This window comes from Microbispora sp. H10670, from assembly GCF_014161385.1.
Lineage (GTDB): Bacteria > Actinomycetota > Actinomycetes > Streptosporangiales > Streptosporangiaceae > Microbispora > Microbispora triticiradicis.
The window spans coordinates 21568-34914 of record NZ_JABBWW010000005.1; the positions used below are offsets into that span (position 1 = coordinate 21568).

At 74.4% G+C, this 13347-nt stretch carries 10 protein-coding genes; 4 read left to right on the plus strand and 6 right to left on the minus strand.

The window, feature by feature from the left end; translation table 11 throughout:
* Positions 1-20: 20 nt before the first annotated feature.
* From cutA to HHX33_RS09255, 6 genes are all read right to left on the minus strand, one after another.
* On the minus strand, positions 21-2405 hold the full coding sequence (gene cutA / locus HHX33_RS09230) for an aerobic carbon-monoxide dehydrogenase large subunit (RefSeq protein WP_182874213.1): 2385 nt from the start codon (positions 2403-2405) through the stop codon (positions 21-23).
* A complete protein-coding gene (locus HHX33_RS09235; protein ID WP_117409517.1) occupies positions 2402-2908 on the minus strand; it encodes a (2Fe-2S)-binding protein in 507 nt (168 codons plus the stop codon). The genes cutA and HHX33_RS09235 overlap by 4 nt, the downstream gene beginning before the upstream one ends.
* Positions 2905-3780, minus strand: coding sequence for an FAD binding domain-containing protein (locus tag HHX33_RS37090; protein ID WP_182874214.1), 876 nt, complete (start codon positions 3778-3780; stop codon positions 2905-2907). The genes HHX33_RS09235 and HHX33_RS37090 overlap by 4 nt, the downstream gene beginning before the upstream one ends.
* 24 nt (positions 3781-3804) lie before the next feature.
* Entirely contained in the window at positions 3805-5187 is a 1383-nt protein-coding gene (locus HHX33_RS09245) for a uracil-xanthine permease family protein (RefSeq protein ID WP_182874215.1), read from the minus strand.
* Between the two features lie 139 nt (positions 5188-5326).
* Positions 5327-5542, minus strand: coding sequence for an RNA-binding S4 domain-containing protein (locus HHX33_RS09250; protein ID WP_117409520.1), 216 nt, complete (start codon positions 5540-5542; stop codon positions 5327-5329).
* A gap of 17 nt (positions 5543-5559) precedes the next feature.
* Positions 5560-7152 carry a PucR family transcriptional regulator gene (locus HHX33_RS09255; RefSeq protein WP_117409528.1) on the minus strand — a complete coding sequence of 531 codons (1593 nt, stop codon included), beginning with the start codon at positions 7150-7152 and terminating at the stop codon, positions 5560-5562.
* A 195-nt stretch (positions 7153-7347) separates the two neighbouring features.
* Here HHX33_RS09255 and HHX33_RS09260 point away from each other — a divergent pair, with 195 nt between their 5' ends.
* The 4 genes from HHX33_RS09260 (at position 7348) to HHX33_RS37095 (ending at position 13343) form a co-directional block, all read left to right on the plus strand.
* Positions 7348-8292, plus strand: a complete 945-nt coding sequence (locus HHX33_RS09260; protein ID WP_182874216.1) for a DUF2877 domain-containing protein — start codon at positions 7348-7350, stop codon at positions 8290-8292.
* Complete coding sequence (locus HHX33_RS09265; RefSeq protein ID WP_182874217.1) at positions 8289-9674, plus strand: FdrA family protein; 1386 nt, start codon at positions 8289-8291, stop codon at positions 9672-9674. The genes HHX33_RS09260 and HHX33_RS09265 overlap by 4 nt, the downstream gene beginning before the upstream one ends.
* A gap of 46 nt (positions 9675-9720) precedes the next feature.
* Positions 9721-11118 (plus strand): DUF1116 domain-containing protein, encoded by a 1398-nt coding sequence (locus HHX33_RS09270; RefSeq protein ID WP_111699559.1) that lies wholly within the window; start codon positions 9721-9723, stop codon positions 11116-11118.
* A gap of 152 nt (positions 11119-11270) precedes the next feature.
* The gene (locus HHX33_RS37095; protein WP_182874218.1) at positions 11271-13343 is read left to right on the plus strand and encodes a serine/threonine-protein kinase; all 2073 of its coding nucleotides are present in this window, start codon (positions 11271-11273) and stop codon (positions 13341-13343) included.
* The last annotated feature ends 4 nt before the right edge of the window (positions 13344-13347 follow it).

Below are 13347 nucleotides of genomic sequence, written 5' to 3' on the forward strand. Positions count from 1 at the left end.
CTCTCGGGCCGCCGCCGTACTCAGCGCGTGAGGCGCAGGGTGTGGAGGTCGGAGGGGGAGATGGGCATCCGGTCGATCGGGATGCCCTCGGCGTCCTCGATCGCGGCGGCGACGACGGCGGAGACCGGGATGACCCCGGCCTCCCCGGCGCCCTTGATCCCCAGGGGGTTGAGCGGCGAGGGCGTCTCCAGGTGGGCCGTCTCGATACGCGGCACCTCCGTGGCGTACGGCATCAGGAAGTCCATGAACGAGGCGTTCAGCAACTGGCCGTGCTCGTCGTAGACCATCTTCTCGTACAGCGCGCCGCCGACGCCCTGGGCGACCCCGCCGTGGATCTGCCCCTCGACGATCATCGGGTTGATCAGCCTGCCGCAGTCGTGCACGACGGCGTACCGCAGGATCCTGATCTCGGCGGTGTCCGGGTCGGTCTCCACGATCGCGGCGTGCATGCCGGCCGCGAAGGTCGACCTGACCGGCGAGTAGTAGTCGCGGCCCTCCAGGCCGGGCTCCTCCCCCTCCGCCACCGGCGGCCGGTCGTCCGAGGCGGGCCCGGCGAACTGGGTGGCCCGCTTGGCCTCCTCGTCGAAGGCGTACCGCAGCGGGTTGGACAGCACGGCGACGGTCGCCAGCGGGATCGACGCCGACGGCGCGCCCGCCACGTGGACCATCCCGTCGGTGATCTCCAGGTCGCGCGGGTCGGCCTCCAGCGCCTCGGCCGCGATCCGCAGCGCTTTCTCCCTGACCTTGCGGCAGGCCAGCGCGATCGCGTTGCCGCTCATCACGGCCGCGCGTGAGGCGAAGGTGCCCACGGCGTAGCCGAAGCGCCGGGTGTCGCCGGTGACGACCGACACCTTCCCGATCGGCACGCCGAGCTCGGTCGCCGCGATCTGCGCGAACACCGTCTCGTGGCCCTGCCCCTGGGAGGTGAGGCCGGTCGACACGTGCACCCGGCCGTCGGAGGTGATCTGCACGTGACCGCCCTCGTACGGCCCGACGCCGGTGCCCTCGACGTAGCAGCCGACGCCGATGCCGATCCTGCGGCCCTCGGCCGCCGCCCGCGCCTTCTCCTCCGGGAAGGCGTCCCAGCCGATCAGCTCCTTGAGCATGCGCAGGGCCTCGGGGTAGTCGCCGCTGTCGTAGATCAGCGGGCGCCCGTCCTGGAACGTCAGGCCCTGGTCGTAGGGGAACTCGTCCGGCTGGATGAAGTTGGCCGCCCTGACCTCCGTACGGTCCCGGCCGAGGTAGGCGGCGATCTTGTCCATGGTGCGCTCCATGCAGAAGACGCCCTGCGGGCGGCCCGCGCCCCGGTACGGCGTGACCTGCACGGTGTTGGTGTAGACCGAGGAGAACTCGACCCGGTAGGCGCCCACCCGGTACGGCCCGAGCAGCTGGGTCGAGGTGATGATCGGCACGATGATCCCGTACGGCGTGTACGCGCCGTGGTCGTGCAGGATCTCCACCTCCAGCCCGAGGAGGCGCCCGTCGTCGTCGAAGCCGGCCCGCACGTGCTGCACCTGCCCGCGCTCGTGGGAGGAGGAGACGAAGTGCTCGCGCCGGTCCTCGGTCCACTTCACCTCCCGGTTCAGCAGCCGGGCCGCCCACGGGACGAGGATCTCCTCGGGCCAGGGATGGACGATCTTGACGCCGAAGCCGCCGCCGACGTCGGGCGCGACGACCTCCACCTTGGGCAGCGGCAGCCCCAGCTTGGCCGCGATCGCCATCCGCACGCTGGTGGAGGTCTGCGTGGAGGAGTAGACGCGCAGCGACTCGTCGTCGGCGTCCCAGCGGGCGTACACGCCCTTCCCCTCCAGTGGCGTGCAGGCGCTGCGCTCGACGTCGAGGCGGAACTGCAGCCGGTGGGGGGCCGCGTCGACCGCCTCCCGCGCCGTCACGCCGCCGGGGCCGGGCACCTCCTGCACGAGGTGCGCGCCGATGTTGCCCGGCACGTCCTCGTGCACCAGGTGCGCGCCTCCGGCGGCCTCCTCCAAACCCACGACCGGCTTGAGGACCTCGTAGTCCACCCGGATCAGCGCGCACGCGTCCTCGGCGAGGTAGCGGTCGCGGGCGACGACCATCACGACCGGCTCCCCCACGTGCCGCACGACCTCCCGGGCCAGCGCGTACGCCGTGCGGCCGTGGGTGAGGGCCGGGTGCGGGATCAGCAGCGGCAGCGGCTCGGCCAGCGCGCCCGGCAGGTCCTCCCACGTGTAGATCGCGACCAGGCCGTCCACGTCGAGCGCGCCGGACACGTCGACGTCGAGGATCCGCGCGTGGGCGTGCGGCGACCTGACGAAGGCGGCGGCCAGCGCGCCCGCGCCCAGGTCGTCGAGGTAGCGCCCCTGACCGGTTATCAGCCGGGGGTCCTCGCGCCGCCGGACCGGCTCGCCGAACAGCCTGGTCGTCATGCCCCACCCTCTTCCGCCTGGATCTGTGTCGCCTGCATCTGGGCGGCGCGGTGGACGGCCTTGAGGATGTTCTGGTAGCCGGTGCACCGGCACAGGTTGCCCGCCACGGCTTCCAGCGCCTCCTCCTCCGTCGGCGCGGGGTTGTCCCGCAGGAACGCGGTGACCGTGCACAGGAACCCCGGCGTGCAGAACCCGCACTGCAGGGCGTGGCACTCGGTGAAGGCCCGCTGGACCGGGGACAGCGCGCCGTCGCGGGCCAGCCCCTCCACCGTCGTGATCTCCTGACCGTCCACCGTGACGGCGAACGTCAGGCACGACCGCACCGGCTCGCCGTCCAGCAGCACCGTGCACGCGCCGCAGACGCCGTGCTCGCAGCCGACGTGGGTGCCGGTGAGGCCGAGATCGTGGCGCAGGCAGTCGGACAGCAGCCGCCGCCCGGGCACCGTCGCCTCCCGCACGACCCCGTTGACCGTCAGCGTCACGTGATGGTGCGTCTCGTTCACGATTCCTCCCCGTGGGCCGCGGAAGCGGCGTCCCGCAGCGCCCGTACGGCGAGCACGCCCGTGAGGTGACGGCGGTAGTCCGCCGTCGCGTGGATGTCGCCCTCCGGCTCGACCAGGTCCCGTACGGCCGCCGCCACCGCCTCCCAGGCCACCGAGGCCGCCGGGCGCGGGCCGCAGGCGGCGGTCACGTCCGCGACCACCGGGACCGGTCCCACGCTCACGCAGGCGACGCTGGCGGCGGCGATCCGGAGGTCCTCGTCCAGGGTGACGGCGGCGGCGACCCCGGCCACCGCGTAGTCGCCGTGCCGCCGGGCCACCTCGTGGAAGGCCGTGCCCGACCGCGCCGGCAGCGCCGGGAAGAACGCCGACACGGCCAGCTCGCCGGGCCGCACCGCCGACTCCATCGGGCCGGTGAAGAACGCCGCGGCCGGCACCTCCCGCTCCCCGCCCCGGCTCGCCAGCCGTACGGACCCGCCGAGCAGGGCGAGGACGGCGGGCATCTCGGCGGCGGGGTCGGCGTGGACGAGGCTGCCCACCACGGTGCCCCGGTTGCGGATCACGGGGTGGGCCACCAGGCGCAGCGCCTGCCGCAGCAGCGGCTGGGCCGCCGCGGCCCCGGGCGAGCGCTCGACGGCGGCGTGGCGGGCGAGGGCCCCGACGCGTACGCCGGACGGCCCGGCCTCGATCCCGTCCAGGCCGGGCACGCGGTTGACGTCCACGACGCGGGCGGGCGCGGCGAGGCGCATGTTGAGCAGCGGGATCAGGCTCTGGCCGCCCGCCAGGACCTTCCCGCCGGAGCCCGCCTCGGCGAGGAGGCCGAGCGCCTCGCCGAGGGTGGCCGGGCGGCGGTAGTCGAACGGAGGCGGCTTCACCGCGTCGTCCGGGACACGCGCCGATCAGACGGCCGGGTCGCGTTCGAGCCCGATCTCCCCACCTGTGACCTCCTTCGCAGGCCTGCCCGCGATGGCGCGGAGCAGGTGATAGCCGGCGAGTACCACGATCGTGCCAAGCGCGATCCCGGCGAGCGAGAAGTCCCCGGTGATCTGGTGGGTGACCGGCCCGATCGCGAGGATGATCCCCGCGCCGATCGGCACCATGTTGACCGGATCGGCGAAGTCCACCCGGTTCTCCACCCAGATCTTCGCGCCGAGCAGCCCGATCATGCCGTACAGAATGACCGTGACGCCGCCGAGCACGCCGCCGGGCGTGGCGGCGACCAGCGCGCCGAACTTCGGGCACAGGCCGAACAGGATCGCGATGACCGCGGCGATGTAGTACGCGGCCGTCGAGTAGACCCTGGTGGCCGCCATGACGCCGATGTTCTCCGCGTACGTCGTGGTGGGCGAGCCGCCGACGGCGGTCGCGACCGCGGTGCCGACGCCGTCGGCGGCGATCGCCCGGCCCATCAGGGGGTCGACGTCGGCGCCGGTCATCTGGCCGACCGCCTTGACGTGGCCGACGTTCTCCGCGATCAGGGCGATCACGGCGGGCAGCACGACCAGCACGGCCGACGCCTGGAACGACGGCGCGTGGAAGTGCGGCAGCCCGATCCAGCCGGCGTCGGCCACGGCCTGGAAGCTCACCCGGGGATGGGTGTCGACCGCCCCGGTGCCCGCGTTGTAGGCGGTGATGTTCCCGAACACCCTGTCGGCGAGCCAGGACAGGACGAACCCGAAGACCAGCCCCAGCAGCACGCCGATCCGGCCGAGGAAGCCGCGGAACAGCACGACGAACACGAACGTCGCGATCATGGTGATCAGCGCGATCCACGGGTCCTGCGGCCAGTACACGTCGGCCACGACGTACGCCAGGCCGAAGCCGATCAGCATGACCACCGCTCCGGTCACGACCGGCGGGAAGATCCGGTGGATGACCCGCACGCCGAGGACGTGGACGACGACGCCGCACACCGCGAGCACGAGACCCGCGACGAGGATCGCCCCGGTGACGACCCGGTCGGCCCCCGGGGTGTCGCCGCCGAACGCCGCGCGCACCGCCACCACGCCGCCGACGAACGACGCCGAGGTGCCGAGATAGCTGGGCACCCTGCCGCGGGTGATCAGCAGGAACAGGATCGTCGCGACGCCGGACATCATCACCGCGGTGTTCGGGTCGAGCCCCATCACGAGGGGGAACACGAAGGTCGCGCCGAACATGGCGATCACGTGCTGCGCGCCGATGCCGGCCATCCGCGGCCAGCTCAGCCTCTCATCGGGTTTGACGACCTCGCCGGGTGCCAGCCCTCTGCCGTCTCCGTGCACCGTCCATCTGAAAGCCATGTACGTCCCTCCAGCTGGGCCGTGGGCTCGGCCACCCCGCAGGCGTCCCGCGTACTTCCTTGACCGTTTGGGGCACTTTAGGACCGGCGTGCGCGACAGACATGGGCATGATCTGCCAAAACGACGACCACCGGGGCGTCTACACCACGCGGATCGTGTAGTCGTCGCCGGTGACGACCTGGCCCGCCCTGATTTTGCAGGCCTTGCGCAGTTCCACCTGCCCGTCGACGCGGACCAGGCCCTCGGCGACGAGGTGTTTGGCCGCGCCGCCGCTGTCGGCGATCTGGCAGAACTTGAGGAGATCGCAGAGCGGGATGTGGTCGCCGTCGAGCTCGAAGGTTATGGCCTCGTTCACGGCGCCAGCTTAAAGAGTCAGATGCCCCGCATGCGCAGCACGTGCAGGGCGAGGGTGAGGTTGAGCCGCAGGTGCGCGTCCTCGGTGAAGTTGCCGAGCAGGCGCTCCAGCTTGCCGATGCGGTAGCGCAGGGTGTTGTAGTGGAAGTGCAGCCGCCTCGCGGTCTCGGCGACGTTGAGGTTGGTCTCCAGCAGCGCCTGCAGGGTGCGGCGCAGGTCGGCGTTCTCGGCGTCGTCGTCCCCCGCGAGCGGGCCCAGGGTCTCCCGTACGAAGGAGTGCAGCTCGTCGGTGTCGCTGACGAGCGACAGCAGCCGATAGACCCCCAGCTCGTCGAAGTGGGCGACCGCGCCCGCCCCGTGCAGCTGGCGGCCCACCCGGGCGGCCTTCAGCGCCTGGTTGTACGCGCCGGGCAGGGCGTCCACCCCGGAGGCGACCCGGCTGAGCCCGGTGGAGAACGTTCCGTCGGAGATCCCCGCGAGCGCGTCCCGCGCCACCCGCGCGGGGTCCGCGGACGCCCCGACGATCGCCACGACCTCGTGCGAGAAACCCGCCACCGCGCCGCGCGGGTCGTGCTTGCGCACCGACGCCTGCCAGGCCGCGCACATGCGGTCCTGGAGGGGCCGCTCCTCGGCGTCCGGGTCGATCTCCGCCACCATCACGCTCACCGGGCGCTCCAGGTCCCAGCCGAACGCCCGGGCGCGCTCGGCCACCCGCAGCCCGCCCCGGCCGGTCAGCACGTCCCGCAGGAAGTCGGCCCGGTACTTGCTCTCGACGGCGGTGACCGCCTCCTGCTTGGTGATCACCAGCGCGGCCACGGTCGCGGCCCGCTCCAGGATGCCGACGTCGCTCGGGGTGAGCGTGCCGTGGGCGCTGTAGGCGGCGATCCTCCCGTGGTGGTGGCCGCCCGCGACGATCGGCACGCTCGCGTGGTGCCCGTTCCCGGCGGCCTTCCCCGGCGTCCGTCCCGCACCGGCGGGCGTCCGCACGGGGGCCGCGTCGATCTCCCGCAGCCGCGCCACCTGCGCCGCCTCCCCGGCCGCCGCGAGGAAGTGCCCGGACGCGTCGATCGCGCCCACCGCCACCCGGAGCAGGCCGGCCACCTCCGCGGTGACCTCCCGCATCCCGCCCCCGGCCAGCACGATCTGCACGAGCGCCCGGTGGGCCTCCTCCGTCCTGGCGAGGATCGCGGCCTGCCGGTTGAGGATGTCGGTGAGCACCTGGTTGAGGATGTCGTCGAACCCCACGTCGTTGGGGAGCAGGATCAGCGGGAAGCCGAGCCGGTCGGCCTGCTCGACCATCTCCCCCGGCAGTTCGTCCAGGTAGCGCCCGAGTTTGATCGCCAGGGCGGCGAGGCCCCGCTCGTCCAGGTCGGTCACGAGCCGGTCGAGCGACTGCGGGGTGTTGCGCAGCGGGTAGCCCGTGGTGAGCAGCAGTTCGTGCGGCTTCACCCAGGCGAGGATGTCGGGGACCTCCATCACGTTGAGGCGCTGCACGATGCGGCCGAGCCCGTCCCCGCCGGCGATCAGGCGGGCGTCCGCGAGCGTGGACACGCCGAGCACCTCGCCCACCGACACCCCGTGCAGGATCGTGCCGGTGCTGGCCAGCCGCATCGCGGGCGGAGCCGGGTCGTTGCGCAAGGGCCTCTCCGGGGAGTGTCGACGTACTCGGGACGTCTCACGGAGATTCTGCCCGACGCCGGTCCTGTCAGGAAGAGCCAAGCATTCGGCCGACTGTTGGCATCTTTCTCCGTACGGAGGGGGGAAGGCGGGCCTTAGCGTCGGCAACGACTGGCGAGGGAGGTCCCGGTGAGTGTTGGCACGCGCCAGAAAGGGCGGCGGGCGGCGGCGCCCGCCCCTCGCCCCCCGGCGGCCCCGGCCTACGTGAGCGGCGCGGCGAGCGTCGCCGTACGGCCGGCCCTGGAGTCTCCCCGCCGCCCGGCACGGGTGCTCGCGGCCTTCCCGCTCGCGCTCTACCTGGAGGTCAGGAGCGAGTGCGAGCCGCACGTCATCGCCGTGGTGACGGGTGAGGGCGTCCGCCTGCCCAACGCGGTGGTGCTCGCCGAGTCCCTCGACGGGGTGTCGGCCGGCGACGACGGCTGGGTCGGCGACGGCTCCATCGAGATCGGCGGCCTGTGCGTCGGCGTCCGCCGCTGGTGGGACCCCGCTCCCCCGCTCGCGCCCGCCGACCCCGCGCGGCTGGCGTCCGCCCCCGCGGCGCTGGCCGGGATCCGCGCGGCGTCGCCCCGGCAGCCGGGGCTGGACGCGGCCGGGGCCCCGGCGCTGCTGGAGCGGGGCTGCCTGCGCGGCTCGCTGGTGGAGAGCATCACGGCGGCCGAGCGGCTCATCGGCCTCGGCCCCGGGCTCACGCCGAGCGGCGACGACATGCTGGCGGGGCTGCTGGTCGCGCTGCGCCACCTCGGCCAGGCCGCCGGGGTCCCGCGCGCGGTGTGGCTGGCGGACTGGCTGGCCGCCGCGGTCACCTTCGACGCCCGCACCAGGACCACCTCCATCTCGGCGACCCTGCTGCACTGCGCGGCCAGGGGCGAGGCGAGCCCGGAGGTCCTCGGCGTGCTGCGGGCGGCGGCCGGGCACCAGCCGCTGGAACCCGCGGTCAACCGCCTGCTCCGCCTCGGCCACACCTCCGGCGCCGACCTGGCGTGGGGGGTGCAGATCGGCGTGTCCGCCGTCCTGTCCCTCCTCGGCGCGGGTCCCGCCGTCGCGGGCGCCCCCTCCCGCCGGGAGCGGCCGTGACCGACCTCGTCGAGGTCCGCCCCGGCGTCTACCACGACTCGGTGACGCTCATGCGGGTGAGCCAGGCGCTCACCGCCCGGCCGGAGGTGGCCGTCGCCGTCGTCGCGATGGGCACGGACCTCAACGCCGGTCTCGCCCGCGATCTCGGTTTCGAGGTCCCGCCCACGACGCCCGGCGACCTGCTGGTGGCGATCAGGGCGGCCTCGGCCGCCGATCTCGGCGAGGCCGCCGCCGAACTGGAGCGGCAGCTCGCCACGACCGGGACGGCGGGCGGGACCACCCGCGACGAGGCGCCGCCCCGCACCGTCCGGTCGGCCGCGCGGTCGTGGGAGGCGACCCTGGCGCTGGTGAGCGTGCCCGGCGAGCACGCCTTCGCCGAGGCGCTGGACGCCGTGGAGGCCGGGCTCTCCGTCATGATCTTCAGTGACAACGTGCCGGTCGAGCAGGAGATCCTGCTCAAGGACCGGGCGCGGGCCAGGGGCGTGCTCGTCATGGGGCCCGACTGCGGCACCGCCGTCGTGGGCGGGGCCGGTCTGGGCTTCGCCAACGTGCTGCGGCCGGGCCCGGTGGGGGTCGTGGCCGCCTCGGGGACCGGGGCCCAGCAGGTGACGTGCCTGCTCGACATCGCCGGCGTCGGCGTGTCGCACGTGCTCGGCGTGGGTGGCCGGGACCTGTCCGCCGAGGTGGGCGGGCGCTCGGCCGTGCAGGCACTGCGCGCGCTGGACGAGGACCCGGCGACCGAACTGATCGTGCTGATCTCCAAGCCGCCCGCCCCCGAGGCGGCCCGCGCCGTACGGGACCTCGACCTGGCCACCCCGGTCGTCGCCGCGCTGCTCGGGCCGGGGCAGGACGACCTGACCGCCGTCGCGGAGAAGGCGCTGCGCGCGCTCGGCCGGGACGTGCCCGAGTGGCCGTCCTGGCCCGCCGGCACCGCGCCCGCGCGCGAGGGGCGGCGTCCGCTGCGGGGGCTCTACTCCGGGGGCACGCTGTGCGCCGAGGCGGCCCTGATCGCCGGCGCCGTGGAGCCGGGCGGCGAGGCGTGGTTCGTCGACTACGGGGACGACGCGTACACGCGGGGGCGGGCCCACCCCATGATCGACCCGTCGCTGCGCCGGGAGGCGCTGCGCGGCGTCGACTCGGGCGTCGTGCTGCTCGACGTGGTGCTCGGGCACGGCGCCGACCCCGATCCGTCCTCCTGGCTCGCGCCCGAGGTCCGCGACGCCACCGCCAGGGGCGTGGACGTGGTGGTCGCCCTGGTCGGCGCCGACGGCGACCCGCAGGGGCCGCGCACCCAGGCCGCGCGCCTGAACGAGGCGGGCGCCGCCGTCTTCACCTCCAACGCGGCGGCGGCGCGGCACGCCCGCCGCCTGGCCGACGGCTGACGGCTGTGCGGCCGAGTAGTCCCACCCGGCTCACCGGAGGCAGCCGATGACCCTCTCCATGCTGTACGGCGAACCGCGCGTCATCACCGTGGGCGCCGAGGTGCTCGCCGAGGCGCTGGACCGGCAGGCCGTGCCGCAGCGGCGGGTCGACTGGCGGCCGCCGGCCCCGGGCGTCTCCGCCGCGCTCGCCGGGATGCTCGCCAAGGTGCTCGCCGATCCCCGGCGTGAGCGGGCCAACGCGACGGCCGTGGGGAGGATGCTGTCCGCGCGGCCCATGCTCTCCGGCGTGCGGCCGGCCCGCGAGGCGCTGGGCCTGGAGGCCGGGTCGTTCTTCCACGCCGGCCCGCCGATCACATGGGAGCGGGCGTCCGGGCCGATGCGGGGGGCGCTCGTCGGCGCCATGCTGTTCGAGGGCCTGGCCGCCACCCCGGAGGAGGCCGCGGAGCGCCTCGCCTCCGGCGCGGGGATCACCCTGGACTCCTGCCACCACCACCGCACGGTCGGCCCGATGGCGGGGGTGGTCAGCCCGTCCATGTGGATGCTGGAGGTCACCGACGCCGAGCACGGCGGCACGGCCTACTGCTCGCTCAACGAGGGGCTGGGCAAGGTCCTGCGGTACGGCGCGTACGGACCCGAGGTGATCGAGCGGCTGCGCTGGATGGGCGAGGTGCTCGGTCCGGTGCTCGCGGCGGCCCTGGAGCGGTGCGGGCCCCTCGACCTGCGCACCCTGATCGCGCAGGCCCTGCAGATGGGCGACGAGCTGCACAACCGGAACCGGGCGGCGACGTCCCTGCTGGTGCGGGAGATCGCCCCCGCGGTCGTGGAGGCCGCCCCGGGCCGCGCGGCCGAGGTGCTGCGTTTCATCAATGGAAACGATCATTTCTTCCTGAACGCGGGAATGGCGGCGGCGAAAGCCGCGGCCGACGCGGCGCGCGGCGTGCCGGGGTCGAGCCTGGTCGTGGCGATGGCCCGCAACGGAACGGATTTCGGAATACAGGTGTCGGGGCTCGGCGACCGGTGGTTCACCGGCCCGGCCGGGGTGCCCGACGGCCTCTACCTCGGCGGTTACGGGCCGGACGACGCCAATCCCGACATCGGCGACTCCACGATCACCGAGACCACCGGGCTCGGCGGCTTCGCGATGGCGGCGGCCCCGGCGATCGTCAGGTTCGTCGGCGGCGAGGTGGCCGACGCCGTCGCGGCCACGACCTCGATGTACGAGATCACGCTGGCCGAGCACCCGGCGTACCAGATCCCGGGGCTGGGCTTCCGCGGCACGCCCGCCGGCATCGACGTCGCCCTCGTGGCGAGGACCGGTGTGCTGCCCGTCGTGAACACCGGCATCGCGGGCCGCGTCGCCGGAACGGGGCAGGTGGGGGCGGGGCTGGTCAGCCCGCCGGCCGGAGTCTTCACGGCCGCCCTCGACGCGCTGGCCGCCGCATGAATTCCCTTTGACCGTCATCAGACCGTAATATCGTCGTCAGTCTCAGATATCCGGAGCAATTCGCACGGTCCGGACGGGGGATCCTGCGGATCGAGCGTGAATTGGGGACCTTTTCTATGACGACCGATCGCCTGCTCGGTATGGTCCCCCCTATGCCAGAGGGTCAGGGACCCGCGGGGCGCCCCCCGGCCGGCGTTCCCGACGGGCAGGGCCGTCTCGTCGGGAGGCGTTACCGGCTGCTGTCCCCGGTGGGCCGCGGCGGCATGGGGATGGTGTGGCACGCCCACGACGTGCTGCTCGACCGCGACGTAGCGGTTAAGGAACTGCTCCTGCCGTTCGGGCTCGACCAGGCGGGCGCCCAGTCGGCGCACCGGCGCATGCTGCGCGAGGCGCGGTCGGCGGCCCGCCTCAGCCACCCCGGCATCGTCACCGTCCACGACGTGGTCGAGGAGGACGGGCGGCCGTGGATCGTCATGGAACTGGTCCGCGCCTGGTCCCTCGAACAGGCCGTGCGGCAGGGCGGGCCGCTGCCCGTCGTGCAGGCGGCCGAGATCGGCGTCCGGGTGCTCGACGCCCTGCGCCACGCCCACGCCGCCGGCATCCTGCACCGGGACGTGAAGCCCGGCAACGTGCTGCTCACCGCCGACCGGGTGGTGCTCACCGACTTCGGCATCGCCGCCATCGAGGGCGACGTCACGATCACCCAGACCGGCCTGCTGATGGGCTCGCCCGCCTACATCCCGCCGGAGCGCCTGCAGGGCCGCACGATCACCCACGCCGCCGACCTGTGGTCCTTCGGGGCCACCCTGTACGCCGCCGTGGAGGGCCGCCCGCCGTACGAGGGACCCGACGCGGTCGCCGTCCTCGGCGCGGTGCTGACCCAGGAGCCCAGCCGGCCCCGCCGGGCGGGCGCGCTGCTGCCGGTCATCGAGGGCCTGCTCCGCAAGAACCCGGCCGACCGCCTCCCGGCGGCGCAGGTCGCGGAGATGCTGGAACGGATCCTGCACAGCCACGGGGCCGGGCTGCCGGGACGGGCGGGCACGCCGTCCTCGGTGCCGACCCCGCAGAACTCCATGCCGGCGGGGCTGCTGCCGCCGCTCGACATCCCCTCGGGGCCGCTGCCCTCGCGCATCGTCGAGACGCCCTCGGGCCCGGTCCGCGTGCCGCTCGCCCACAACGGCCTCCCCGGCGGCGCGCCGCCCGGTCCCACCGCCGAGCCCGCCGCCGATCCCGCGTTCGAGCCTTTCGCCGCCTTCGGGCCCGTCACGCCCTTCGGCCAGGCCCCGGCGTTCGACCCGCTGTCGTCTCCATCCGGGTCGTCGTACGCGCCGGAGCGGCGGAAGGAGGGCATGTGGCCGGCCCCCGCGCCGGGCGACATGCCCGGCGACCTGGGCGGCGGCCTCGGCACCGTTCAGGGCCCGGGATCGGGTCCGGCCTCCGGCCCCGGCGCCGGTCCAGGCGCCGGTCCGCCCGAGACGGACACGCGGAACGGCCGGAGGTCCGGCCGGGCCGCGGACGCCGTCACCACGGGCCCGCACCGTCCCCGGGTGGGGCGCAGGCGCAAGGAGCAGACCCAGCGGGGGACGGACCGCGACCCCCGCGCCAGGCTGCTGCTCGTCGTGGCCGGCGTCGCCGTCCTCGCGGTGATCGTCACGATCGCGCTCGTGCTGCTGCCGGGGGGCTCCGGCGACCAGGGAGAGACGACCTCCGGGGCACGCGGCCTGGCGACCGGAGCGGCCGGGGCGTCCACGGGCGGCGCCAGGGCGGCCGGGCGCTCCCTTCCCGCCGTACGCGTGCCCGAGGGCTACCGGCTCGTGACCGAGGGCGGGGTCTCGATCGCGGTGCCCCAGGCGTGGACCGCGACGACCGACGACGGCGGCGCCGTCAGGCTCCTCGGCCCCAAGGACAGCGGGCAGAGCATCACCGTCAGGAGGATCCCCGACGGCGGCCTGGAGGCGCTGCGGGCCGCGGAGCAGAACCTGAACATCAAGGACTACCCGGACTACACGCAGATCCAGTTGCGGGAGGCGGACTACCACTACCCCGCCGCCGACTGGGAGTACACCTACACCAACTCCAGCCAGGTCACCGTCCACGCGGTCATCCGCTACCTGGAGGCGGACGGGCGAGCGTACGCGGTCATGTTCGCCTCGCCCGACTTCGACTGGACCGAGGCCGCCGCGCCGGTGCGGCAGGCCCTCTGGAACACCTTCCGCCCCGCCTGACCGG

Bases quoted from the DNA above. Each gene is read 5' to 3' on its own strand.
- cutA (WP_182874213.1), bottom strand. From the start codon at position 2,405: ATGACGACCAGGCTGTTCGGCGAGCCGGTCCGGCGGCGCGAGGACCCC.
- HHX33_RS09245 (WP_182874215.1), bottom strand. From the start codon at position 5,187: ATGGCTTTCAGATGGACGGTGCACGGAGACGGCAGAGGGCTGGCACCC.
- HHX33_RS09255 (WP_117409528.1), bottom strand. From the start codon at position 7,152: ATGCGGCTGGCCAGCACCGGCACGATCCTGCACGGGGTGTCGGTGGGC.
- HHX33_RS37095 (WP_182874218.1), top strand. From the start codon at position 11,271: ATGCCAGAGGGTCAGGGACCCGCGGGGCGCCCCCCGGCCGGCGTTCCC.
- HHX33_RS09270 (WP_111699559.1), top strand. From the start codon at position 9,721: ATGACCCTCTCCATGCTGTACGGCGAACCGCGCGTCATCACCGTGGGC.